We start from the raw sequence: 22,764 nt of genomic DNA on the forward strand, positions 1-22,764 counted from the left end.
TCCAGCACCCCTGCCCCCGATCGTTTCTTGCGTTGCCCGAAAAGCTCTGATATTCTGAACTCAGAAGCCCGGAGAGGGCTTCTTTTTTGTTTTCCGGCACAAATCTCAACGGTATCTATTTCCGGGGCGTCCGGCAACCAGCGGCGGCCAAACGAGCGCTTCACAGCCGGCTCACAGACAACCCGAAGGACCCGCTCAGCAGGCGCCGTGAGACTGACGGGCATGCGGTCTCGTAACGACAGCGCCGTGCGGCTCGGCGCGCTGGCAGCCCTGTGGCTGAGCCTGCTGCTCGTCGTGTACTGGTGGGTCGCCGGTGGCGGCGTGCAGGAGCTCGGCGGGTGGGCGACCGGCCTGACCTCGATCGGCCGGATCACCGGACTGGTCGCCTCGGTGCTGCTGCTCGCGCAGGTCGTGCTGATGGCCCGCGTACCGGTGCTGGAATCGGCCTTCGGGCAGGACCGCCTCGCGCGGATCCACCGCATCACCGGCTTCACGTCCTTCAACCTGATGCTGGCGCATGTCGTCACGATCACCTGGGGCTACGCGGCGGGGGAGTTGCACCGGACTCCTTCGACGCTGTGGGACCTGACGGTCGACTACCCGGGCATGCTGCTCGCGGTCGGCGGCACGGTCTGTTTGTGCCTGAGTGTGCTGACGAGCATCAGGGCGGCTCGTCGCCGGATCCGGTACGAGTCGTGGCATCTCCTGCACCTCTACGCGTACCTCGGAGTCGGGATCGCGCTCCCGCACCAGTTGTGGACCGGCCAGGAGTTCCTGTCGTCGACCGGGCGGACCGTGTTCTGGTGGACGGCCTGGGCGGTCGCCGCCGGGGCCGTGCTCGTCTTCCGGGTCGGCGTACCGATCCACCGCAACGTGCGGCATCGGCTCCGGGTGACCGCCGTCGTACCGGAGGGCGCGGGGATCGTGTCGGTGTACGTCGCCGGGCGCCGGCTGGACCGTTTGCGAGCCGAGGCCGGGCAGTTCTTCTCGTGGCGGTTCCTCGGGCGGCCCGGCTGGACGCGGGCGAACCCGTACTCGCTGTCCGCCGCGCCTGACGGTCGAGGTCTGCGCATCACGGTGCAGGACGCGGGGGACGGTAGCGCGGCCGTCGGTTCGCTGCTGCCGGGAACGCGGGTGCTGATCGAAGGACCGTACGGGCGGATGAGCCCGCGGGCCCGGACCCGGCGCAAGGTCGCGCTGATCGGCGCGGGTGTCGGCGTGACGCCGTTGCGGGCGCTCGCCGAGGGACTCGACTACGCGCCGGGCGATGCGGTGCTGGTGCAGCGGTACACGGACCAGCAGCTCTTCCACGACGAGTTCCAGGCGTTGTGGCGGGACCGTGGCCTGTCGTTGCTGACGCTGCCGGGATCGCGGCGGCGCCCGGACTCGTGGTTCGGGGCCGGCGTGCGGGAGTACGACGACGTACAGGCGCTTCTGCAGTGGATACCGGACATCGCCGATCGCGACGTGTACCTGTGCGGACCCGAGGCGTGGACCGCGTTGGTCAGCTCCAGCCTCACCGCCGCCGGCCTGCCGGTCGAGCGGCTCCATCTCGAGACCTTCAAGTGGTGACCGCCGTGAAACGAATCGTCCTGTGGCTCCTCGGCACCGTCTCGGCGGTCGTCCTGATGTTCGGCTACCACACCTCGACGTCCGGCCCGGAGGCCGCGGTCACGCCGATCGCCGGGGGCGAGGGCGCCGACAGCAACAGCGCTCCGAGCACGCCGACAACAACGCCATCCACCACGCCGTCGGCGACGCCGTCGGCCTCGTCGGGATCGTCGACGGTCACCGGGGACGTCGCGCAGACGCAGTGGGGTCCGGTACAGGTGCAGCTCACCGTGCAGGGCGGCAAGATCACCGCGGTCAACGTCCTGCAGTACCCGAACGGGAACCACCGCGACGTCGAGATCAACGACTACGCACTGCCGATCCTGATCGACGAGACCGTCAAGGCCCAGAACGCGCAGATCGACATGGTCAGCGGCGCGACCGTCACCAGCGACGGCTACATCCGGTCCCTGCAGAGCGCCCTGGACCAGACGAAGTGAAGCGGTACGTCGAGCACGTGATGGGCATGCCGATCAGCCTCGCGCTGCGCGGCCGGCACACCGACGACGAACTCGCCGCCCAGGCCTGGGCCGACGCCCTCGACGTCCTGCACACCGCCGACCGGATCTTCAGCACGTATCGCGCCGACTCGCACATCTCCCGCCTGAACCGCGGCGAGCTGACCGTCGTCGACTGCCCGCCCGAGGTCGCCGAGGTCCTCCGGCTCGGCGAGCGGGCACGGCTCGAGTCCGGCGGCGCCTTCGACGTACGACGCGCTGGTTTACTCGACCCGAGCGGCGTCGTGAAGGGCTGGGCCGTCGAGCGGGCCGCGGCCGCCTTCGAGCGGCTGGCCGGCACGGACTACTGCCTCTCCGCGGGCGGTGACCTGATCTGCCACGTCGTCGGACCGGAGTCCGATGCCTGGCGGATCGGTATCGAAGACCCGTTCGCCCCCGAGAAGATCGCGGCGATCGTGCCGATCCGCAACGGCGCCGTCGCCACGTCCGGCCTGCACCGCCGCGGTCCGCACATCACCGACGCCCGCAACGGCGAGACACCGACTGCGCTCGCGTCGGTCACCGTCATCCACCGGTCGCTCACCCACGCCGACATCGACGCCACCACCGCCTTCGCCCTCGGCCCCGACGGCCCCGCCTGGCTCCACGCCCGCCCCAACCGCACCGGGCTCGCCATCCTCGTCGACGGAACCCGCCAGATCATCGGACAGACTGCCCGGCTCAGCTCCCGTTCCAGATGACCGCGTCGAAGGTGGTGTGGGTGTCGATGCTGGTTTCGCCGAGTTTGGAGACCTTGAGCCTGACGACGTTCCCGGCGCTGGTCCGCACACAGAGCACGGTCTTCTTCGAGAGCTTCACGTTGTCGCGGCTCCCGAGCGCGTCGATCGCATCCGAGCATTCCTGGTAGCCGGGCAGGGCACCGGAAGCCCCTGCCCACTGCGCGATCCGCGTGCTGTTCTGACCGCCGAACTCGTAGTTGAGCACCATGAACACGTCGCCCTGGTCGTCGGCACCATCGGGGTCCGGCAACGCGTCCAGATCCTTGGGCTCGGCGTCGACCAGCAGCGCCCCCTTCCACCGCTCGCTCCCGGCGGGCGAGCCGTTGGAGCTCGGCGACTCGTTCTCGCCGGGCGTCGTCGTCGGCGCACTGGCCGGTGCCGACGCCGTCGACGACGTGGAAGCCGAGGACGTGGGTACGGCGGCCGGGCCGCCCGCCGTGTCCTTGTCGTCACCGGAGTTGGCGAAAATCGGCACCAGCGTGGCGATCAGAGCGGTGGCGATCGACGCCGCGGCAGCGATCCACGCACTCCTCTGGTGCCTGTCGAACCAGCTGTTCGTTTCGGGCTTCTCATCCACCAACGCACTCATCACCCCACTGGCCAGACCGAGCGTCGAGGCTAGCAGTCCGTGAGGCCACGGACACGGCCCGGATTCAGCACGCGGGCGATGACGTCGGTGACCATTCGGCGGGGGATGGGGCGGTGGGCGACGAAGTGACGGTAGAAGAACGGACTGGTGAGCAGATCCGTGGTGAGTTCGGGATCGGTGTCGGCAGGAAGTTCGCCGCGGTCCCGGCCACGCTGCAGGACCGTGAGCAGCGGTTCGCGGCGCCGGTTGGTCAGATCGGTGTGGAGCTTCGAGAGGGCGGGATCGCGTTCGGCGGCATCGATGAACGCCGCCAGCAGCCGCGGGAACGGTGTCCGTTCGAGCAGCAACACGAACGCGGTGAGGATCTCCGCGACGTCTTTGGTCACCGACCCGGTGTCCGGCGTGGGAAACGGCCGGTAGGTCGCATCCATCGCGTCAACCAGCAACGCGCCGGTGGTCGGCCACCGCCGGTACAGCGTGGCTTTGCTCGCCCCGGCCCGCCGCGCTACGGCCTCCATGGTGAACCCCGCCAGCCCGGATTCGTCCAGTACGTCGAGCGCGGCGGTCAGCATCCGCTGCCGCGCGCCATCTCCCCGCGAGACCATTGATCCACCTCCATCGAAACGCTATCGTACCGTTAGTGAAGAGTACGGGTCCGTTTCGATAGAAGGTGATCGCGATGAGGACCGCGACGTACTGGACGGTGACCTCGATCGTGGTGGCGGAGTGTGCGGTCGGCGGTGCGATGGACCTGTTCCGGATGGCGCCGTTCTACCCGATGCTGATCGACCTCGGGTATCCGAGCTACCTGGCCACGATCCTCGGTACGGCGAAACTCGCTGCCGCGGTGGTGATCGCCGTACCGAGGTTGCCGCGGCTGAAGGAATGGGCGTACGCCGGCGTGCTGATCAACATGACCGGTGCGGCGGCGTCGAACGCCGCCGCACACGAGTACGCCGGGATGATCGCCCCCGCCGCGTTCGCCGTCCTGGCGTTCGCGTCGTGGGCGACCCGTCCCCGGAGCAGAAGGATCTAGCGGCTGAAGCCTGCGGTCAGGCCGCTGAGGAGTTGGCGGCGGCTGACGGCGTAGAGGATGACGATGGGCAGGGTGGTGAGGACGACGGAGGCGAGGACCGCCGGGACGTTCACGCTGTACTGGCCCTGGAAGGTCCACAGCGCGAGCGGCAGCGTGCGCTTGTCGGGGCTCTGGGTGAGGATCAGCGGCAGGAGGAAGCCGTTCCAGACGGCGAGGCCGTTGTAGATGCTGACCGTGACGAGAGCGGGGCGGGTCAGCGGCAGCGCGAGCTTGCGCATCATGTCCCACTCGGTCGCGCCGTCGACGCGCATCGACTCGAACAGTTCCTTCGGCACGTCCCGGACGAAGTTCGTCAGCACCAGCACCGACAGCGGGATCGAGAACGCGATCGACGGCAGGATCAGGGCCACCAGGCTGTCGTAGAGGTGCATCCGGATGATCAGCAGGTAGACCGGGATGATGGTGGCCTGCAGCGGGATCGCGAGCCCCATCAGGAACAGGCCGTTGACCCCGGCCAGCCAGCGGCTGCCGGCGCCCCGGATGATCGCGTACGCCGCCATGAACGAGATCGCGACCGCCGGGATGATCACGCCGATCGTGACGATCACGCTGTTCAGGAAGTACCGCGGGAAGTCGGACTCGATCACCAGTTTGTAGTTGGCCCACGTCGGGGCGGACGGCAGCGCGAACGGGTTCTGGGTGAAGTAGGCGCTCTGGTCCTTGAAGCTGGTGACGACGATCCAGTACAGCGGGATCATCACGATCGCCAGCCAGATCCAGCCCGCCAGACCGCCGAACCAGTTCAGTTGGAGCAGTTTGTGGGCGCGGACCGGCCCGCCCCGCGCGGGCCTGGTCGCCGTACTCGTGCTGCTGGTGGCCACTGCCATGTCATGCACCTTCCTGCTGGCTGGCGGTCGTGCTGCCTCCGAGGCGGCGCAGCAGCAGAGCCAGAGCCAGGCCGAGCAGTACGAGGATCACGGCGATCACGCTCGCCGGGCCCATCTGGTTCGACATGAATCCGGTTTTGTACATGTCGAGGGCAAGAACCTCGGTCGCGTCGCCCGGTCCGCCCGCGGTCAGGACGAAGATCAGGTCGAAGAAGGTCAGCGAGCCGACCACCATCAGCGTCGACGACGTGATGATCGTGTACTTGAGCTGCGGGATCGTGATGCTGAAGAACTGCCGGATCCGGCCGGCGCCGTCGATCGAGGCGGCCTCGTACATCGTGGTCGGGATCGCCCGGACCCCGCCCTGGTAGATCAGCGAGTGGAACGGGATGAACTGCCAGGAGACGATGAAGACGACCACGCCGACGGCCAGCTTGCTGTTGCCGAGCCAGTCCTGGGTCAGGAAATCGAGGTGCAGTCCCGGGCCCAGACCGAAGTTCGGGTCGAGCAGGGCCTTGTAGGTGATGGCGATCGCGGCCGAGCTGAGCAGCAGTGGGATGAAGTAGAGGACGGCCAGGAACGCGCGGTAGCGCTGGCGGCCGGCCAGGAACGTCCCGAGCAGCAGGCTGATCGGAGTCTGCACCGCCCACGACAAGATCATGATCTCGAACGTCACGAAGATGCTGTGCGGCAACGACGAATCGGTGAGGATCGTCCGCCAGTTGGACAGGCCCGCCGGGGTGATCGCGCCGAGGCCGTCCCAGTGGACGAAGCTGAGGACCAGTACGCCGACCAGCGGGACGACGCCGAACACGACGAACATGATCAGCGCGGGCAGCACCATCCAGGCAACCGGACCGCTCCGCCCGGCGCCGCCCCGCCCGGCGCCGGACGAGACCTTCCGCCCGGTTGCCGGCGCTACGGGCGGAGCGGTCGCCGTCACTGGCCGATCACCGCGTTCATGTTGGTGGCGAACTGCTGCGGCGAGATCGACAGCTGGAACAGCTTCGCGATGTTGTCGAGCAGCGTCTCGGCCTGGGTCGGGCTGAGCGCCTGGTCCCACGACTGCGCGAAGTTCTTCGCGTTCGCCGCGGTGTCGTAGACGAAGTTCAGCCATGCGGAGTCGTTCTTGTCCGTGATCGAGGAGAGCTTGTCCTTCGCGCTCTTCACGACCGGGATGTTGCCCGACTTCACCCATTCCGACACGGTCGCGTCGTCGAGGGTGTTGTTGGCGATGAACTTCTTCGCGGTCTGCTTGTCGGCGTCACTGGCCTTGGAGGAGATCGACATGTACTGCCCGGGGTTGCCGACCGTGTCGCTCGGGTCGCCCTTGCCGCCGTCGACCGGCGGGAAGTTCATGTAGCCGAGGTGCCCGCCGGTCACGAAGTCGCCACCAGACGATTTCATGTTGCCGTAGGTCCAGGCGCCGTGCAGCATCATCGCGGCCTTGCCGGTGTAGAGCAGCGCCTGGTCGGCGTTCGAGTCGGCGGTGATCGAGGAGAAGCCCTTGACGAAGCCGTTCGCCTTGATCAGCTTCTGCATCTCCTCGAGCGCCTTGATCGCGGACGGGTCGGACCAGCCGTCCTTCTTGCCGTCGAAGATGTTCTGGAAGACCTCGGCGCCGCCGATCCGGTCGAACAGGAACTCCAGCCACATCATGTTCGTCCAGCGCGACTGGCCGCCGAGCGAGAACGGTGCGATGCCCTTCTCGTTGAACTTCGGCACCAGGTCCATGATGTCGCCCCAGGACTGCGGGGGCTGCGCGCCGATCTTCTCGAAGGAGCGCTTGTCGTAGAACAGCACGATCGGCGTCACCGTCTCGCCCGGAATCGCGTAGAGCTTGCCGTTGACGGTCGCCGCGGTGAAGGCGGACGGGAAGATCGAGTTCTTCAGGTCGGCCTGCTCGTTGTTGAACCAGTCGGTCAGGTCCTCGACCTGGCCGGCTTCGACGTAGCTCTTCAGGCCGCCGCCGCCCCAGCCCCAGATCAGCGTCGGGCCCTGGCCGGCGCCGATGGCGGTCTTGATCTTCTGCTTGAACGCGTCGTTCTGGAACTCGGTGGTCTTGATCTTGGTGCCCGAGTTGGCGTCGTTGAACCGCTTGACCTGCGCCTCCCGGATGCCCTGCTGCGGCTGGCCGGTGAGGAACCAGTACGTCGCCCCGCTGCCGGCGTTGCCGCTGGCTCCGGTGGTCGACCCCGGCGTGCTCGTCGGGCCGGAACTGCCGCACGCGGCGAGGCCGGCAGCGAGTGCGCCGCCACCGACGAGACCCAGGAAGGTCCGCCGGGATGTCGTGTTGGGATCCACAGTGATCTCCGTCGTCCGTGCTGCCCCCACAGGTTGCGGAAGCACCTGCCGATATGACTTGTTTTCGAAACATAGATTTCGGAGATAGTGCTGTCAAGACTTGAACTAACCCCAGTTCGGGGTCACAGTAAGGTCACGCAATCCCCTGTTACGCAGGCGATTCAACGACCGGAGTCCACTCGCCGGGTCGAACGGAGAGTATCGAAAAGTTTTCGATAATTGCTCACCGAAACGAACGTTCATCAAGGGAGATTTTCTTGTCCATCGACACTGAGCGGCCCTGGCGCGACCCGGCGCGGCCGGCTGCGGAGCGGGCGGACCTGCTGCTGGCGGCGATGACCCTGGAGGAGAAGATCGCGCAGCTCGGCAGTCGCTGGGCCGGCAACGACATGGCCGACGACGAGCTGCCCGAGGACGAGACGATCAACGTCGCGCCGATGGAGGACGTGTTCTCGGTCGGCGGCTCGCTGTCGCTGGAGGACGCCAGTCGCGAGGGCCTCGGCCATCTGACCCGCGTCTGGGGCAGTTACCCGCAGACGGTCGAGCAGGGCGTCGCCGAGGTGATCCGGCAGCACGAGGTGGTGCTGAAGGGCTCACGGCTCGGCGTGCCCGCGATCGTCCACGAGGAGTGCCTCACCGGGTTCACGACGTACGGCGCGACGGTCTACCCGGCCTCGATCGCCTGGGGCGCCACGTTCGACCCGGGGCTGATCGAGCGGATGGCGGCGGCGATCGGGCGGGACATGGCCGCGGTCGGCGTGCACCAGGGACTGTCGCCGGTGCTGGACGTCGTGCGGGACTACCGGTGGGGGCGCGTCGAGGAGACGATGGGCGAGGATCCTTACCTGGTGGCGATGCTGGGCTCGGCGTACGTGCGGGGTCTGCAGAGCGGTGGTGTCGTCGCGACCCTGAAGCACTTCGCCGGGTACTCCGCCTCGCGGGCCGGGCGGAACCACGGGCCGGTGTCGATGGGGCGCCGGGAGCTGCTGGACATCATCCTGCCGACGTTCGAGACCGCGATCGCGACGGCCGGCGCCGGGTCGGTGATGAGCTCGTACTCCGACCTCGACGGCCTGCCCGCGAGTGCGGACCCGTGGCTGTTCACCGACGTCCTGCGCGACGACTGGGGTTTCGAGGGGACGGTCGTCTCGGACTACTGGGCGGTGCCGTTCCTCGCGTCGATGCACCGGGTGGCCGCGGACGACGATGCCGCCGGCGCGCTGGCGCTGACAGCCGGCACCGATGTCGAACTCCCGGACGCGATCGGGTATGCCGGCCTGCTGGAGAAGGTGAAGGCCGGCGAGGTCCCCGAGGACCTGGTCGACCGCGCGGCGCGCCGCGTGCTGCTGCAGAAGGTACAACTCGGCCTGCTGGACGAGGACTGGAGCCCGGAGCGCTCGGTCCAGGCAGGGGGTGTCGACCTGGACTCGGACGCGAACAGGGCCGTCGCCGCCGAACTGGCCGAGAAATCGGTGGTTCTTCTCGAAGCGGGTTCGGTGCTCCCGATCGCCGCCCCCACCAAGGTCGCGGTCGTCGGACCGTGCGCCGACGACGCACGCACGCTGATGGGCTGCTACGCGTTCCCGAACCATGTGCTGCCGCGGTACCCCGAGCGGGGCCTCGGGATCACCATCACCACGCCGTTGGATGCCTTGCGCAACGAGCTGCCGAATGTGTCGTACGCCAAGGGCTGTGACGTGACCGGCGCGGATCGTTCCGGGTTCGCGGAAGCTGTCGCGCTGGCCGAGGACTGTGAGCTGACGGTGGCGTTCGTCGGTGATCTGTCGGGTCTGTTCGGGCACGGGACGTCCGGGGAAGGGTGCGACGCCGAGGACCTTCGGTTGCCCGGGGTCCAGGGTGAGCTGCTCGACGCGTTGCTGGAGACCGGCAAGCCGGTCGTGCTCGTGGTGGTGTCGGGGCGGCCGTATGCGCTCGGCGAGTACGCCGATCGCGCGGCGGCGCTGGTGCAGGCGTTCATCCCGGGGCAGGAAGGCGGCGCGGCGATCGCGGGTGTGCTGAGCGGGCGGATCGTGCCGAGCGGGAAGCTGCCGGTGCAGATCCCGCGGCACGTCGGCGGCCAGCCCGGCACCTACCTGCAGCCGGCGCTCGGGAGTGTGGAGAGCGCGGGCATCAGCGGGCTCGAGACGAGGCCGCTCTATCCGTTCGGGTACGGCGCGTCGTACACGGACTTCACGGTCGCCGATCTCCGGTTGAGCGTGCCGGAGATCGGCAGCAACGGCGAGTTCACCGCCACGGTACGGGTGACGAACACGGGCGACCGGGGCGGCGACGAGGTCGTGCAGCTGTACCTGCGCGACGTCGTCGCCCGGGTCGCCCGGCCGTTGAAGCTGCTCACCGGGTTCGCCCGGGTGTCGCTCGCGCCGGGACAGGCGGCCGACGTCACGTTCCGGGTGCACGCCGACCGCGCGGCGTACACGGATCCCGGCCTGCGGCGGATCGTCGAGCCCGGTGACGTCGAAGTGATGGTGGGCACGTCGTCACTCGACCTGCCGTGTCGTGCGATGCTGCGGATCACCGGAGATGTGAGGGTAGTCGGGCACGACCGGGTGCTGACCACCCCGGTGACGATCAGCGAGGACCCTGGAGGAGGGTGATGAGATGTCGCGGTTGAAGGGTCGCGTCACCCTGGCCACCGTGGCCGGGTCGGCCGGGGTCTCGGTCGCCACGGTCTCCAAGGTGCTGAACGGGCGCAGCGACGTGTCGTCGGCGACCCGCGCACGGGTCCAGGAGGTCCTCGAGAAGCACGGGTACGTCGGTCGCCGCCCGGACACGGTGCAACGGGAGACGATCGAGCTGTTCTACCAGGGCGTCGTCAACGCCTACTCGGTCGAGGTGATCCAGGGCGTGGTCGAGGCCGGTCAGGCAGCCGGCGTCGACGTCGTGCTGACCTCGCATCCGAAGCATCCGCCGACCGCGAGCGGCGGCGCGACCGCGGGCCGGGCGGCGGGCTGGATCCGGCAGCTGACCGCCAGCAGCCGGCTGGCCGCGATCGGTGTCACCAGCGAGCTGTCTGCCGCGGACCTGGCAGCGCTGGCCCGGGCGAGGCTGCCGCTGGTGGTCATCGACCCCGCGAACACCCCGGAGCCCGACGTGATCAGCGTGGGTTCGACGAACTTCGCCGGCGGGATGGCCGCGGCGCAGCACCTGTTGTCCCTCGGCCACCGCCGGATCGGCTACGTGGGAGGCCCGCCGACGTCCGGCTGCAACCAGGCCCGGCTGAGCGGCTACCGCAGCGCGATGGAGTCGGTCGGTGCCGGCGTACCGGCCGAGTACCTCTGGATGAGCGACTTCCTGTACGAGGACGGGCTGGCCGGCGGTACCAAGCTGCTCGACCTGCCGGACCGGCCGACCGCGATCTTCGCGGGCAGCGACGAGGTCGCTCTCGGGATTCTGGAGGCGGCGCGGGCGCGCGGCCTGCGGGTACCGGAGGATCTCAGCGTGGTCGGCTTCGACGACACCGAGGTCTCCCGGCTCGCCTCGCCGCCGCTCACCACGGTCCGGCAGCCGCTGCGCGAGATGGGCGCGGTCGCGGTCCGCACCGCGCTGCAGCTGGCCGCGGGGGAGCCGGTCGCGTCGCATCACGTCGAGCTGGCCACGACGCTGATCATCCGTGGCTCGGCCGCCCCGCACGGGCTGACGTCGATCGCGGCGTCCTGATCATTCCTTCCGGTCGGCGAGCACCTTCGTCGCGAGCACTGCGGCGGTCAGCAGGATCGCCGAGACGACGGCGAGCAGCGTCAGCGGTACGGCGTTGGTGCCGGCGGGCTTCTCGTCGGACAGCACGGTCATGATCGGGCGGATCGGCGAGATCCAGCGGACCAGGAGGACGGCGAGGATCGCGGCTGCCGCGGTCAGCATCGCGACGCCGATCCGCGCGACGACGAGACGCGAGCAGAGCAGGCCGATCGCGATCCCGGTCATCGCCGCCCCGAGTTGGGCCGCGGCGCCGACGGCGAGGTCCGCGGCGGTGACGGTGTGCTTGCCGGTGACGATCGGGTAGACGAGACCGATCACCAGCAGCGGCACGCACCAGGTGACGACGACGGCGACCGTGGCCGTCAGGACGCGCAACGAGCTGCCGACCGTCACGACGGTGATCTGGCGCTGCGTCGGATCCTCGTGGTTCACGACGCTGACGGCGAGCCACGTGGTGCAGACGAGCATCGCGAGCACGCAGAACGCGTACGACGACTGCAGCGGCCCGTTGTCGGACGTCGTTCCGACGGCCATCGCGGCGAGGAAGATCAGCGTCGGCGGCAGGTACCGCTGGGAGAGCAAGACGCTGGTCAGCAGGTAGCGGTAGAGCGCGCTCACTCGGGTTTCACCTGCCGCACGGTGACGACCGACCAGCCGTGGTTCAGCGCGGTGAGCAGGGCGGCGTCGTGACGGCCGGTCGGCAGCAGCAGGACGACGCCGGCATCGGTACGCCGTACGTCGAGCACGTCCGGGTGGTGATCCCAGTCGAGGCCGGCGCCGGGGATCAGGTGGAGTTCGGTGAGATCGGCCGGCCGGTGCACTGTGGTCAACCGGCCGCGGTCGAGCTCGCAGACCCGGGTCGCGGTCGAACGGACGACGTCGGCGGAGTGCTCGGTGAACGCGACCGCGGTGCCCTGCTCAGCAGCCTCGGTGAGAAGCTCGCGCAGCGTGGAGTGGGCGGTGGCGTCGAGTCCGGCCCAAGGCTCGTCGAGGACGAGCAGCTGCGGCGGATCGAGCAGCGCCTGCGCCAGCGCGACCTTCTGCGCGTTGCCTTTCGACAGCTTCCGCATGGGGGTGTCCGCACCGCCCGCGAGCGCGAGCCGGTCGAGCAGTTCGAGCGACCGGTCGCGCGCCGCTCTCGTGCTGAGTCCGCGGATGCGGCCCATGTGCCGCAGGTACGCCGACGCCGACAGACGATCGTGGGACGCGAACACGTCGGGCACGTAGCTGACGACGCGGGCGTTGCGCTGCACCGTTCCGGCGGACGGTTGCGACAGGCCGACCATCAGCCGCAGCACCGTCGACTTGCCCGAGCCGTTCGCACCGACCAGGGCCAGCAGTTCGCCGGCGTCGAGGCCCAGGTCGACGTCAGCGAGGATCTCCCGACGCCCGTACCGTTTGGAGACCTTCCGCAGCCGGACCACTTCCATGCGGCGAGCCTATCCGGGCCAGCGGTCTACTCAGGACGACGGAAACCAGCAGGGACGCGACCGCGAAGGCTGTCATCACCGGCGCGGCCGCCGTCAGGTCGGCGAGCGCGCCGGCCAGGATCGCCGTCACGCCAAACGTCGTCATCCGGAGCGCGGACTCCAGCCCGAGGACCTGACCGCGCATCTCGGGCGGCGTGAGGTCGACGAGGATCTCCTGCTGTGCAAGCGATGCGGAGTACCCGCTGCTGCCGACCGCGACCAAGATGCAGAGCACCGCGAGAGGGAGATCGAACGCGAAGCCCAGGAACGGTACGGCGAGCAGGAAGCGCAGCCAGTGCGCCACGCTGCGGCGCCGCTGCCAGCTGAGATAGCGGCCGACGACGAGGTCGCCGGTCATCATGCCGGCGGCTCCGGCGGCCAGCAGCCAACCGGCGCGCGAACCGGCGTACGGGACGAACAGGGCTTCGCAGCCGACGATGAGGCCGTTCGGGAGCGTGAGTGCGAGCAGCAGCGGACGAGTACGGCGCTGGGCGAGCAGCGTACGGTTGCCGCGCCACGTCTCGGCGAGGCCGGTCCGCGCGACCCGGCGCGGCGCGCGGTCGTGCAGACCGAAGCGAATGACCGGTACGGCGAGCGCCGCGCATCCGGTCGCGATCCAGAGCACCGTCGACGGGCCGACCGCCTGCAGGAGAACGCCCGCGACGCCGAAGCCGGCGATCTGCATCGCGCCGACCGACAGGTTCATCGCCGACCGGCCGAGCACGAACTCGTCCGGCGACACCACCTCGCCGAGCAGACCCCAGCGAACGCCGGCGCCGATCGAGAGCCCGTACGCGACCGCGAGCGACAGCACGAGCCGGAGGCCGGCGGACAGATCGGCCGCGGCCTGGACGGCGACCGCGACGGTCGAGAGCACCGCGAGCAGCGTGAGCACCTGGCGGGGCCGCGCGGTGTCCGCGGCGGACATCAGCGTGGAGACACCGAGAACCTGCGCGAGCGACGGCCCGAACATGACGGCCGCCGCGAGCAACGCGGAGCCGGTCGCGGCGTCGACCAGGATCGCGAGCGTCAGGCTGGTCATGGTCGAGGACGCGTTGCCCAGCGCGCTGCTGATCCACAGGTTCCGGAACTCGGGGTTGGCGAAGATCGCCCGGTAGGTGCCCATGCCCGGCAGCATCGACCGGCGGCCGCGGGTCACCTACAGTTTCGGGTGGAGGCGAAACGTTGTCCGAGTTCCTGGTCGATGCCGACACGCTGGTGAACGCGCGGTTCGGTACGTCGCAGCTCACCGAGACGGTGTCCGCGCTGAAGCTGCTGCGGGCGCCGGTCGAGCCGTGGTTCCGGCCGTGGAAACAGACGCACAGCGCCGCGTTCCAGGCCGCGGTGGCCGCCGATCCGGTGTGGGCGGCACTGGTGGACAGTGCGTTCGGGCGGAGCTGGGTCGCGGACTTCCTGACCGTTCCGCCGCTCGAGCCCGATCTCACGATCGAGGAGGAGCTCGAGTACCTGACATCGCTCGACGACGACCGCATCCGCGCCGATCTCAGCGTCGTACGGACGCCGGTGCCGGCCGTGCTGAGTGAGGCGTCCGGGCTTGCCGCGGAGGCCGCGGAGTTGCTGCGCTGGGTGTGGAAGGAGACGGTCGAGCCCGACTGGCCGCGGCGGTTGCGGGTGCTGCAGGCCGACGTCGTGTCGCGGACATCGCGTCTCAGCGAGCAGGGGTGGTCCGGTGTACTGCGCGGACTCGGCCCCGACGTGCGGTGGCTGGGCGACGGGCGGATCCAGGTCAACCGCTGGGACTACCCGGTGACCGACGTACGCGGCCGGGACCTGATGTTCATCGCCGCGCACACCCAGAAGGTCAACGTGAGCTGGCGGCTGCCGGACCGGTTCGCGCTGACGTACCCCGTGAGCGGGATCTTCGCGACCACGGCGACTCCCGACGAACCGCTGGTCCAGCTCCTCGGCCGCAACCGCGCCCGCATTCTCGTCGAGGCGGCCGAACCGGTGAGCACGACCGTGCTGGTGGCGACCACGGGGCTGTCGCTCGCCACCGTGTCCGATCACCTGCGTGTCCTGACCGGCGCCGGGCTGCTGGAACGCCGCCGCTCGGGCCGATCGGTCCTGTACTGGCAGTCCGACACCGGCCGCCGGGTCGTCCGGCGACCGGCGTCGAACCGCCCCGAGCCCCGATGAAGCTCGTGCAGCCGGGCAGCTAACGGACCTCGAGCTCCGTGGAGAGCGGGAGGTCCGAAACCGACGAGCCGGCTCGGATCGTGAAGGCACCGGGCTCGGTCGTCCAGCCCGACCCCTGGTCGGTGACAGCCCAGTGCTCGAAGGTGTGCTCGTGGAGGTGCACCGTCATCTCGCGGGCCTGACCCGCGTCGAGGCGGACGACGGCGAACCCGGCCAGCCAGCGCACCGGCCGGTCGACGGTGCTTTCCGGGCGTTCGACGTACACCTGGACCACGTGCTTGCCGGCGCGGTCGCCGGTGTTGCGCACGGTCAGCGCCACGGACGACGGGTCGTTCGCCCGCAGCTCGGACAGCTCCCAGGTGGTGTAGCCGAGCCCGTGCCCGAACTCGTACGCCGGCTCGGTCCCGGCCTTCAACCACGCCCGGTACCCGATGTGGACGCCCTCGTCGTACCGGACGACACCGTCCTTCGGGGTCACGTCGATGACCGGGACGTCCTCCTGCGTCCGCGGCCAGGTGGTCGGGAGGCGACCTCCCGGCTCGACGCGGCCCAGCAGCACGTCGGCGAGCGCGTCGCCGTACTGCTGACCACCGAAGTACGTCGCCAGCACCGCGGCGACGTCGTCGCGCCAGGGGAGCAGGACGGGCGAGCCCGCGTTCACGACCACGACCGTGCGCGGGTTCGCGGCCGCCACCGCGCGGACCAGGTTGTCCTGGTGACCGGGGAGGGCGAGCGAGGTCCGGTCGTACCCCTCGGACTCGACCTTCGAGTTGGTGCCGACGACAACCAGCGCGACGTCCGCCGCCCGCGCCGCCGCGACCGCTTCGTCGATCAGGGCCTGCGGGTCGTCGTCGGCCGGCTCGACGCCGACCGTGATGCTGAGCGCGTTGCCGAGCCCGCCCTCGGCCGTGTGCAGGTCGAGCTCGACGCGCACGTCGACCGGCGTTCCCGCGGTCACGTCGAGCGGCGTGGAGATCGACGGCGGCGACAGGATCGCGGCGCCGAGGTCGTTGCCGACCGGCACCGCGGTGTCCTCGCGGAGAAGCTTGCCATCGGCAAAGATCCGGCCGTGGCCGACCGACGCGAAGCCGAGCCGGACGGCGCCGGACTCCGCCGGTGTCCAGGTGGTGCGGAACTCGAACGTCGCGGTTTCGACGACCGGGGCGTCGCCGCCGAGGTAGACGAGTGCGCTGGAGAACCGGTCCTCCGCGAACAGTTCGGCACCGTCGGCGCCGAGGAACCGCACGCGGGCGCCCTGCTGACCTGATTCCGGGTTGGTCATGGTCGCCGGCGGCAGCTCGGCCACGCCTTCCTGGACGATCGCGCCGATCGAATAGGTGATCTCGGCGTGGGGGAGAGCAGCGCGGACGCCGTCGAGTGGCGAGACGACCTGCTCCGGGATCACGGTCGCGCTACCGCCGCCCTGAGTCCGGGCGTCCCGGGCGTTGTGGCCGATGACCGCGAGCTTGCGTACGTCGCTCCAGGGCAGCGCGCCCTCGTTGCGGAGCAGGACGGTGCCTTCCGCGGCCGCCGTACGGGCGAAGGCCACGCCGTCGATCTGCGGCGGATCGGCGGGCTTCTCGAAGCCTTCGAGGGCGCCGACGCGCGCGGCGAGCGCGAGGATCCGGCGGACCTTGCGGTCGATCGCGTCCTCCTTGACCTCGCCGGACCGGACGGCGCCGACGAGCGCGTCGCCCCAGGCGCCGACCGGCCCCGGCATCGCGAGGTCCTGCGAGTGCTTGGCGCTCTCCACGCTCCGGACCGCCGTCCAGTCGCTGACGACGACACCGTCGAACGCCCAGTCGGTGTTGAGCGGGGTCTCGAGCAGTTCGTTCTCCGACGCGGTGGCGCCGTTGATCGAGTTGTAGGCGCTCATCACCAGCCACGCCTTCGACTGCGTGACCGCCTTCTCGAAGGCCAGCAGGTACACCTCGCGCAGCGTGCGCTCGTCGACCACGACGTTCGCGGTGAAGCGGTCGGTCTCGAAGTCGTTGGCCACGTAGTGCTTCGGGGTGGCGCCGACACCGAGCTCCTGCACGCCGGCGACATACGCCGCGGCGAGGTCCGCGGTCAGCACCGGGTCCTCGCTGAAGGCCTCGAAATGCCGGCCGCCGAGCGGGGAGCGGTGCAGGTTGATCGTCGGGCCGAGCACGACGTCGACGTTCTTCCGCCGGGCCTCGAGCGCCGACACCACGCCGTACCGATGCGCGATGCCGAGGTCCCAGGAGGACGAGAGCGCGGTGGCGGACGGGAGGTTCAGCGACGGGTCGCGCTCGTCCCAGACCGCGCCGCGGACGCCGCTCGGGCCGTCGGACAGCACCATCGAGCGCAGCCCGATCGCGGGCAGTGCGTGCGTGGACCAGAAGTCCTGGCCGGTCAGGATCCGGACCTTCTCCTCCAGGGAGAGGCGGCCGAGCAGGTCGTCGACGTTCATGGCGCCGATGCTACGTGCGAAAACCAAGTGATGCTAGGTTTTGGCCATGGCGAATTCCCGGGGTCCGTATGCGAAGGGCGTGGCCAAGCGCGCCGAGATCCTGCGGGCGGCGCTGGAGGTGATCGCGCGGCACGGCTACCGGAAGACGTCGACGCGCGAGCTGGCCGCCGCGGCCGGGCTCAGCGAGGCCGGGATGCTGCACTACTTCGGCTCGAAGGAACAGCTCTTCGAGGCGGTGCTCCGGGCGCGGGACGAGGCGGACATGACCCGCTTCGGGACCGCCGATCCGATCGACAACCTGACCGCGATCGTCCGGCACAACCGGTCGGTGCCGGGGCTCGTGCAGCTGTACTCGACGTTCTCCGCCGAGGCCGGCGACCCCGACCACACCTCGCACGAGTACTTCGTCGAGCGGTACGCCGGCATTCGCGAGGCCCTCGCCGACGCGGTCCGGGCCCGCCAGTCCGCCGGCACCTTCAACCCCTCCGCCGATCCCGACGCGATCGCGACGCTGCTGATCGCCCTGTCCGACGGCCTCCAGATTCAGACCCAGTACGAGCTGTCCACCGACCCTGGCGACCTGTTCGACCACCTGCTCACCCTGCTGGCTGGACCTACGCGCGATAGTTGAACCATGACGAGTGCCGCCGACGACCAGGACCCTCCGGCGGAGCTCGCCAGTCCACCAGCCGCAGCTTCGGCGGCGTCCGGGACCTCCGCCGCGACTCCTGCACCTGCAGCACCTGTCGAGCCGGCTGCCATCACCCGGTCGGTGCTGACAAAAGAGGTCTGGCTCGTGCTGGCGCTGTCCCTCGGCGCCTCCGGGGTGGCGGCGATCATCTCGTTCGCCGGTGTGCTGACGTCGGCGAAGCCGATCAGCGGGCAGACGGCGGTGATCGTCGGATCCCGGGCTCCTGGGCGGCCGTGGCTGGATCTCGCGTGGCAGGTGTTCGCGGTGGTGACCGCCTTGGTGCCGGTGGCGCTGGTCGGGCATTTCCTGGCACGGGGCCGGGAGTCGTTCCGGACGATCGGGTTCGATCTGCGGGACCGGCTGCGCGACCTCGGCCGGGGGACGACGATCGCGGCCGCCGTCGGCGGAGCGGGGCTGTTGTTCTACATCGGTGCACACGCGACCGGTGCGAACCTGACCGTCGACCCGTCGCAGCTGCCGGACTACTGGTGGCGGATCCCGATCCTGGTCGCGGTCTCCGCGCAGAACGCCGTCCTCGAGGAAGTCATCGTGCTCGGCTACCTGAACCACCGCCTGGACCAGCTCGGCTGGTCGGTGCGCCGGGCGACCGCGACCAGCGCGCTGGTGCGCGGCTCGTACCACCTCTACCAGGGGCTCGGCGGGTTCGCCGGGAACGTGATCATGGGCGTGATCTTCACCTACCTGTACCGGCGCTGGGGCCGGGTCATGCCGCTCGTGGTCGCGCACGCCCTGATCGACACCGCCGCGCTCATCGGCGCCACGTATCTGCTCGGCAAAGTGTCCTGGCTGCCCAGCTGACGGCTGTTGAGCATTGGTCAACTGTCAAGGCCCGGACGTAACCGATCAGGGCCCCGACGGGTTGTTGGTGTCGTGACAGTCAACGGGGAAATCACCAGTCCGCCCGAAATCGACGCCGGCCTCGCGGCCGCGGCACTCGCCGTGTTCGCGCACCGGCACGAGGTCGTCCACCTGCTGTACGCCGCCACCGACGAGCCGGACGCGCTCGCCCGGATCGGCGCGCTGCTGAAGGTCGACGAGGCCGCCATCGCCCGCGTTCTCGACCAGCCGCTGCGCTGGATGCTCCCGCAGTTCCGCGACGAGCTGGAGACGATCGCGGCGGCGCCGGGCTCGATGACCACCGGCATACCGCCGGCGGTCGCGGAGAGCGCGCCGGCGAGCCTCGAGTCGGCGGCCGCGACGACCAGCTGACGCGGTCCCCGCAGGACGCACCGCTCCGTCAGTAGGTTGGAGCGGTGCAGACGTATGGGCGGGACATCCTGGAGATCGCGGACGAGCTCACCACGGCGTACGTCGATGTGTTCACCGCGCCGCCGTTCGCGCACCGCGATCCCCGGGAGACCGCGGCCGCGTTCCGGAAGCGGCTCGCGGCCGACGCCGGGCGGGACGGGTTCCAGGCGTGGGTCGAGCGGTCGGCGGACGGGCGGATCGCCGGGTTCGTGACCGGTTGGACGACGCCGGCGCCGTTCCGCACCGACCGGTCGTACGGCAGTGTCCTGGACCGGCTCGGTGCCGAGCAGGTGGAAGAGCTGCTGATCGGCGCCTTCGAGGTGGACGAGCTCGGAGTGCTCCAGCACGCCCGCGGCTCCGGCCTCGCCCGCCGGCTCCTGGAAGCCGCCACCCGCGAACACCCCCGAGCCTGGCTCCTCGCCTGGAACCAGAATCACGACGCGATCGCCTTCTACCGCCACGTCGGCTGGCGCGAGCCCGAGGTCCGCGGCCCCGAACACGACATCGTCGTGTTCGTCACGCTGTGACTGCGTGCAAGGTCAACAGGACGTATACGCCCACTGAGCGGCCATGCGGCCTGTCGCCCGCTGTGCGGTCGCGGGAGTGGGCGTATACGTCCTGTCGAGGTTGCACAGGGCGGAGAGCAGAGGGGGCAACCCGGCGGTGTCAGAGGCCGAACAGCGCGATGGCGTTGGCGTGGGTGACCGCGGCGTGTTCTTCGGGCGTCAGGTCGGCCGCCTCCAGGGCGCCGAGCGCGACGGACGGGTCGATCAGGGTGGCGTCGGTGCCGAACATCATCCGGTCATGGCCGATCCGGTCCAGGATCCAGCGGATCCGGTTCGCCTCGGGCGCCGACCAGCAGGGCTCGAACCAGATTCGGTCCGAGCGGTCCGCAGCCTCGGGGACCCGGGGCCAGCCGTTCGCGCCCATGTGGCCGGCCAGCAGCCGCGCCCCCGGCACCCGGGCGGCGACGTCGGCGAGATCGACGACGGTGTCGCCCCAGGTGTGCACCAGCGTCGGCAGCCCGTACTCGGTGGTCAGCTCAATCGCCGCCTGCATCGCGGGGGAGCTGATCGGCGTCCGGCTGTACTCGCTGTGGATCTTCGCGCCGACCCACCGGCTCCGCCCGTCGCCGGCGAGCAGTTCGTCGAGATCGGTCCGGGCCTCGTCCAGGCGGCGCGGGTCGACGACGACCATCCCGCGCAGCCGCGGATCGGCCGGCAGCTGCGCGGCGAGCGAGCGGTTGCCGAGTGGGGCGTCGTACACGATGGCCTCGATCGCGGAGACCAGTTGCAGGTCGATGCCGAACCGGTCGAGTCCGTCGATGTTGGTGTCGATACTCGCCACGTCCATCGAGAAGAACCACGGTCCCCAGTGCGCGTGGACGTCGATCAGCATGCGGGCTCCAGCAGGGTCGTGAGGCTGCGGCTTCCGGCCTGGGCGATCTCGTCGGCGCTGAGCTTGGACGACAGCAGCCGGCGGATCACCGAGCGGGTCTCGTGGAACGGCGTCCGGCAGCCGAGCACGAGCCGCTCGGCGCCGACCTCCGCGGCCACGATCTCCAGCGAGTCCGGCCCGGTCAGCATCCGGGTCGAGGTGTGGAACCCGGGCTCGGCGCGGGCCAGCAGCACGAAGTCGCCGAGGTAGTAGAAGTGCGTGTCGAGGAACACCACGCGGGCGCCGAGCCCGCGCAGCGCCGGCCCGACCTTGCGGACGTCGCCCTCGACGAAGATGGTCAGCCCGGCGTTCACCAGCAGCTGCACGACGTGACCGAAGGCCGGGTACGTCGGTTCGACGCTCTGGGCGGTCGGCGCCAGCCGGATCGCCCGCGGCGGCGCGTCGCTCGCCAGCTGCCGCTCGAGCTCCTTCTCCGCGCCGAGCGGGTCCCGCAGGTCGAGCACCGGGCACGTCGTCCACCCGTTGCCGTCGGCAACCTGCCGGGCCTCGTCGTTCCCGGACGGTACGTCGAAGTGCACCGCGCGCAGCGCGGCCACGGCGCCGCCGGAGATCCCGCTGTCGGTGAACACCTTCGCGACGTTCTCGGGCCGCCCCCAGCGGCCCGTCGTCACGTCGTGCCCGACCAGGACGTCGCAGTCGAGCAGCAGGGGAGAGTCGGTCATGGGGTCTCCTGGGCCAGGGCGTGGTGGACCTTGCGGATCGCCGCCACGATGTCGTCGACGTCGGACTCGGTGTAGTTCTCGTTCCAGCCGAGGACGAGCAGCCGGCGCTCGATCAGCTCCTCGGCGTTCGGGCACAGGCCGGCCGGGTACGAGACGTCCTGCAGCGGGAACCCGGACCGACCGTACGTGATCCGCTCGCGGACGGCCGGCGCGGCGTACAGCGGGCTGGTCAGGTAGCCGCCGTTCGCGGGCACACCCTCGGCGGTCAGGGCGGCCGCCCATTCGCGCATGTCGCCCGCCTCCGGGGAGATGATCAGCGGATACTGCCAGTACACGTGGTCGCCACCGTCCCGCGGTGCCGTCACCCCGGCCAGGTCCTCGATCGCGGAGGACAGGCGCGCGGCCGCCGCACGGCGATCCTGCACGACGCCGCGCAACTTGGTGAGCTGGGCACGGGTGACCGAGGCGACCAGCTCGGTCATCCGGTAGTTGAGCGCGAGGAACAGGTAGGTCCGCTCGTCGGTGTCGCGCGGCCAGCCCTTGTCGGCGAACAGCCGCATCCGGCGGGCCCGCTGCGCGTCGTCGGTCACCGCCAGGCCGCCGTCACCGGCACTGATGTGCTTGGTCTGCTGCAGGCTGAAGCATCCGATGTGCCCGATCCGGCCGACGTAGCTGTCGCCGACCGGGGCGAGGTACGCCTGCGCGCAGTCCTCGATCAGCAGGATCCCGTGCCGGTCGCAGAGCTCGCGCAGCTCCCGGACCGCGGCCGGCTTGCCGAACAGGTGAACGACGATCACGGCCTTGGTCCGCGGCGTGATCGCGGCCGCCACGGTCTGCGGCGTCAGGTTCCCGGTGATCGGGTCCACGTCCGCGAACACCGGGACGGCGTTCTGCATCATGATCGGGAACACCGTGCCCATGTCGCTGATCGGCGTGGTGATGATCTCGTCGCCCGGCTCCGGGTTCACCGCGGCCACCGCGAGGTGCAGGGCCGCCGTCCCCGAGCTGCACGCGACCGCGTGCCCGGCGCCGAGCAGGGACGCGAACTCGAGCTCGAGCGCGGGCACCTCGGTGCCCCAGGTGGCCGAGAGCATGCCGCTGCGCAGCACCCGCTCGACCGCCTTGACCTCGTCGTCGCCGAAGCGCCGGCCGCTGGCGTTCATCACCGACGGCAGCGGCTCGGTGCGCACCGGCGTCCCGCCGTCGCGGGCGAGCTGACTGTTCTCCATCACACGAATCCTTT

At 70.0% G+C, this 22,764-nt stretch carries 23 protein-coding genes; 11 read left to right on the plus strand and 12 right to left on the minus strand.

What is annotated here, in order from left to right:
• The first annotated feature begins 222 nt into the window (after positions 1-222).
• Genes AB0I12_RS03235 through AB0I12_RS03245 form a run of 3 tightly spaced genes read left to right on the plus strand, consistent with a single transcriptional unit; the run spans position 223 to position 2,809 of the window.
• Positions 223-1,572, plus strand: a complete 1,350-nt coding sequence (locus tag AB0I12_RS03235; RefSeq protein ID WP_359923801.1) for a ferredoxin reductase family protein — start codon at positions 223-225, stop codon at positions 1,570-1,572.
• Between the two features lie 5 nt (positions 1,573-1,577).
• A complete protein-coding gene (locus AB0I12_RS03240) occupies positions 1,578-2,051 on the plus strand; it encodes an FMN-binding protein (RefSeq protein ID WP_359923804.1) in 474 nt (157 codons plus the stop codon).
• Positions 2,048-2,809: an FAD:protein FMN transferase gene (locus AB0I12_RS03245; protein ID WP_359923806.1), complete on the plus strand. Its 762-nt coding sequence runs from the start codon at positions 2,048-2,050 to the stop codon at positions 2,807-2,809. Before AB0I12_RS03240 ends, AB0I12_RS03245 begins: the two co-directional genes overlap by 4 nt.
• Here AB0I12_RS03245 and AB0I12_RS03250 read toward each other — a convergent pair.
• Positions 2,790-3,437, minus strand: coding sequence for a hypothetical protein (locus AB0I12_RS03250; RefSeq protein ID WP_359923809.1), 648 nt, complete (start codon positions 3,435-3,437; stop codon positions 2,790-2,792). The two genes, AB0I12_RS03245 and AB0I12_RS03250, sit on opposite strands and share 20 nt — an antisense overlap.
• 29 nt (positions 3,438-3,466) lie before the next feature.
• Complete coding sequence (locus tag AB0I12_RS03255; RefSeq protein WP_359923812.1) at positions 3,467-4,042, minus strand: TetR/AcrR family transcriptional regulator; 576 nt, start codon at positions 4,040-4,042, stop codon at positions 3,467-3,469.
• 74 nt (positions 4,043-4,116) lie between these two features.
• On the opposite strand from AB0I12_RS03255, the gene AB0I12_RS03260 reads away from it, so the two are divergent.
• Positions 4,117-4,473, plus strand: coding sequence for a DoxX family protein (locus tag AB0I12_RS03260; RefSeq protein ID WP_359923815.1), 357 nt, complete (start codon positions 4,117-4,119; stop codon positions 4,471-4,473).
• Here the strand turns inward: AB0I12_RS03260 and AB0I12_RS03265 are convergent.
• From AB0I12_RS03265 to AB0I12_RS03275, 3 genes are read right to left on the minus strand one after another with little or no spacing between them, the layout of a single operon-like run.
• Complete coding sequence (locus AB0I12_RS03265; protein ID WP_359923817.1) at positions 4,470-5,360, minus strand: carbohydrate ABC transporter permease; 891 nt, start codon at positions 5,358-5,360, stop codon at positions 4,470-4,472. The genes AB0I12_RS03260 and AB0I12_RS03265 overlap by 4 nt on opposite strands.
• A 1-nt stretch (position 5,361) precedes the next feature.
• Positions 5,362-6,303: a sugar ABC transporter permease gene (locus AB0I12_RS03270; protein WP_359923820.1), complete on the minus strand. Its 942-nt coding sequence runs from the start codon at positions 6,301-6,303 to the stop codon at positions 5,362-5,364.
• Complete coding sequence (locus AB0I12_RS03275) at positions 6,300-7,664, minus strand: extracellular solute-binding protein (protein ID WP_359923822.1); 1,365 nt, start codon at positions 7,662-7,664, stop codon at positions 6,300-6,302. The genes AB0I12_RS03270 and AB0I12_RS03275 overlap by 4 nt, the downstream gene beginning before the upstream one ends.
• A gap of 257 nt (positions 7,665-7,921) precedes the next feature.
• Between AB0I12_RS03275 and AB0I12_RS03280 the strand changes: the two genes are divergently transcribed.
• On the plus strand, positions 7,922-10,279 hold the full coding sequence (locus tag AB0I12_RS03280; protein ID WP_359923825.1) for a glycoside hydrolase family 3 N-terminal domain-containing protein: 2,358 nt from the start codon (positions 7,922-7,924) through the stop codon (positions 10,277-10,279).
• A gap of 4 nt (positions 10,280-10,283) precedes the next feature.
• On the plus strand, positions 10,284-11,342 hold the full coding sequence (locus AB0I12_RS03285; protein WP_359923828.1) for a LacI family DNA-binding transcriptional regulator: 1,059 nt from the start codon (positions 10,284-10,286) through the stop codon (positions 11,340-11,342).
• Here the strand turns inward: AB0I12_RS03285 and AB0I12_RS03290 are convergent, their stop codons facing one another.
• Genes AB0I12_RS03290 through AB0I12_RS03300 form a run of 3 tightly spaced genes read right to left on the minus strand, consistent with a single transcriptional unit; the run spans position 11,343 to position 13,976 of the window.
• Positions 11,343-11,999 carry a hypothetical protein gene (locus tag AB0I12_RS03290; RefSeq protein ID WP_359923831.1) on the minus strand — a complete coding sequence of 219 codons (657 nt, stop codon included), beginning with the start codon at positions 11,997-11,999 and terminating at the stop codon, positions 11,343-11,345.
• Positions 11,996-12,811, minus strand: a complete 816-nt coding sequence (locus AB0I12_RS03295; RefSeq protein WP_359923834.1) for an ABC transporter ATP-binding protein — start codon at positions 12,809-12,811, stop codon at positions 11,996-11,998. The genes AB0I12_RS03290 and AB0I12_RS03295 overlap by 4 nt, the downstream gene beginning before the upstream one ends.
• Positions 12,750-13,976, minus strand: a complete 1,227-nt coding sequence (locus tag AB0I12_RS03300; RefSeq protein ID WP_359923837.1) for a hypothetical protein — start codon at positions 13,974-13,976, stop codon at positions 12,750-12,752. The genes AB0I12_RS03295 and AB0I12_RS03300 overlap by 62 nt, the downstream gene beginning before the upstream one ends.
• A 59-nt stretch (positions 13,977-14,035) precedes the next feature.
• Between AB0I12_RS03300 and AB0I12_RS03305 the strand changes: the two genes are divergently transcribed.
• Positions 14,036-15,007, plus strand: a complete 972-nt coding sequence (locus tag AB0I12_RS03305) for a helix-turn-helix domain-containing protein (protein ID WP_359923840.1) — start codon at positions 14,036-14,038, stop codon at positions 15,005-15,007.
• A 19-nt stretch (positions 15,008-15,026) separates the two neighbouring features.
• Here the strand turns inward: AB0I12_RS03305 and AB0I12_RS03310 are convergent, their stop codons facing one another.
• The gene (locus AB0I12_RS03310; protein ID WP_359923843.1) at positions 15,027-17,441 is read right to left on the minus strand and encodes a glycoside hydrolase family 3 C-terminal domain-containing protein; all 2,415 of its coding nucleotides are present in this window, start codon (positions 17,439-17,441) and stop codon (positions 15,027-15,029) included.
• A gap of 46 nt (positions 17,442-17,487) precedes the next feature.
• On the opposite strand from AB0I12_RS03310, the gene AB0I12_RS03315 reads away from it, so the two are divergent.
• The 4 genes from AB0I12_RS03315 to AB0I12_RS03330 all read left to right on the plus strand — a co-directional run bounded on the left by AB0I12_RS03315 (position 17,488) and on the right by AB0I12_RS03330 (position 19,928).
• Positions 17,488-18,072, plus strand: coding sequence for a TetR/AcrR family transcriptional regulator (locus AB0I12_RS03315; protein WP_359923846.1), 585 nt, complete (start codon positions 17,488-17,490; stop codon positions 18,070-18,072).
• Between the two features lie 3 nt (positions 18,073-18,075).
• Positions 18,076-18,951: a type II CAAX endopeptidase family protein gene (locus AB0I12_RS03320; RefSeq protein WP_359923849.1), complete on the plus strand. Its 876-nt coding sequence runs from the start codon at positions 18,076-18,078 to the stop codon at positions 18,949-18,951.
• A gap of 72 nt (positions 18,952-19,023) precedes the next feature.
• A complete protein-coding gene (locus AB0I12_RS03325; protein ID WP_359923851.1) occupies positions 19,024-19,362 on the plus strand; it encodes a hypothetical protein in 339 nt (112 codons plus the stop codon).
• A 44-nt stretch (positions 19,363-19,406) separates the two neighbouring features.
• Entirely contained in the window at positions 19,407-19,928 is a 522-nt protein-coding gene (locus tag AB0I12_RS03330; RefSeq protein WP_359923853.1) for a GNAT family N-acetyltransferase, read from the plus strand.
• A gap of 139 nt (positions 19,929-20,067) precedes the next feature.
• Here the strand turns inward: AB0I12_RS03330 and AB0I12_RS03335 are convergent, their stop codons facing one another.
• The 3 genes from AB0I12_RS03335 to AB0I12_RS03345 are packed head-to-tail and all read right to left on the minus strand — an operon-like array spanning position 20,068 to position 22,750.
• Complete coding sequence (locus AB0I12_RS03335) at positions 20,068-20,799, minus strand: amidohydrolase family protein (protein WP_359923856.1); 732 nt, start codon at positions 20,797-20,799, stop codon at positions 20,068-20,070.
• Entirely contained in the window at positions 20,793-21,521 is a 729-nt protein-coding gene (locus AB0I12_RS03340) for a hypothetical protein (RefSeq protein ID WP_359923859.1), read from the minus strand. Before AB0I12_RS03340 ends, AB0I12_RS03335 begins: the two co-directional genes overlap by 7 nt.
• Positions 21,518-22,750 (minus strand): DegT/DnrJ/EryC1/StrS family aminotransferase, encoded by a 1,233-nt coding sequence (locus tag AB0I12_RS03345; protein ID WP_359923861.1) that lies wholly within the window; start codon positions 22,748-22,750, stop codon positions 21,518-21,520. Before AB0I12_RS03345 ends, AB0I12_RS03340 begins: the two co-directional genes overlap by 4 nt.
• Between the last annotated feature and the right edge of the window lie 14 nt (positions 22,751-22,764).

Origin of the sequence: Kribbella sp. NPDC050459 (assembly GCF_040655315.1) — a bacterium.
Taxonomy (GTDB): Bacteria; Actinomycetota; Actinomycetes; order Propionibacteriales; family Kribbellaceae; genus Kribbella.

What these genes read in the sequence shown, in the direction of transcription:
- AB0I12_RS03265 (WP_359923817.1), bottom strand. Translation starts at nt 5,360, where the DNA reads ATGGCAGTGGCCACCAGCAGCACGAGTACGGCGACCAGGCCCGCGCGG.
- AB0I12_RS03345 (WP_359923861.1), bottom strand. Translation starts at nt 22,750, where the DNA reads ATGGAGAACAGTCAGCTCGCCCGCGACGGCGGGACGCCGGTGCGCACC.
- AB0I12_RS03255 (WP_359923812.1), bottom strand. Translation starts at nt 4,042, where the DNA reads ATGGTCTCGCGGGGAGATGGCGCGCGGCAGCGGATGCTGACCGCCGCG.
- AB0I12_RS03300 (WP_359923837.1), bottom strand. Translation starts at nt 13,976, where the DNA reads ATGGGCACCTACCGGGCGATCTTCGCCAACCCCGAGTTCCGGAACCTG.
- AB0I12_RS03295 (WP_359923834.1), bottom strand. Translation starts at nt 12,811, where the DNA reads ATGGAAGTGGTCCGGCTGCGGAAGGTCTCCAAACGGTACGGGCGTCGG.
- AB0I12_RS03285 (WP_359923828.1), top strand. Translation starts at nt 10,284, where the DNA reads ATGTCGCGGTTGAAGGGTCGCGTCACCCTGGCCACCGTGGCCGGGTCG.
- AB0I12_RS03320 (WP_359923849.1), top strand. Translation starts at nt 18,076, where the DNA reads ATGACGAGTGCCGCCGACGACCAGGACCCTCCGGCGGAGCTCGCCAGT.
- AB0I12_RS03310 (WP_359923843.1), bottom strand. Translation starts at nt 17,441, where the DNA reads ATGAACGTCGACGACCTGCTCGGCCGCCTCTCCCTGGAGGAGAAGGTC.
- AB0I12_RS03315 (WP_359923846.1), top strand. Translation starts at nt 17,488, where the DNA reads ATGGCGAATTCCCGGGGTCCGTATGCGAAGGGCGTGGCCAAGCGCGCC.
- AB0I12_RS03335 (WP_359923856.1), bottom strand. Translation starts at nt 20,799, where the DNA reads ATGCTGATCGACGTCCACGCGCACTGGGGACCGTGGTTCTTCTCGATG.
- AB0I12_RS03260 (WP_359923815.1), top strand. Translation starts at nt 4,117, where the DNA reads ATGAGGACCGCGACGTACTGGACGGTGACCTCGATCGTGGTGGCGGAG.
- AB0I12_RS03235 (WP_359923801.1), top strand. Translation starts at nt 223, where the DNA reads ATGCGGTCTCGTAACGACAGCGCCGTGCGGCTCGGCGCGCTGGCAGCC.
- AB0I12_RS03250 (WP_359923809.1), bottom strand. Translation starts at nt 3,437, where the DNA reads ATGAGTGCGTTGGTGGATGAGAAGCCCGAAACGAACAGCTGGTTCGAC.
- AB0I12_RS03340 (WP_359923859.1), bottom strand. Translation starts at nt 21,521, where the DNA reads ATGACCGACTCTCCCCTGCTGCTCGACTGCGACGTCCTGGTCGGGCAC.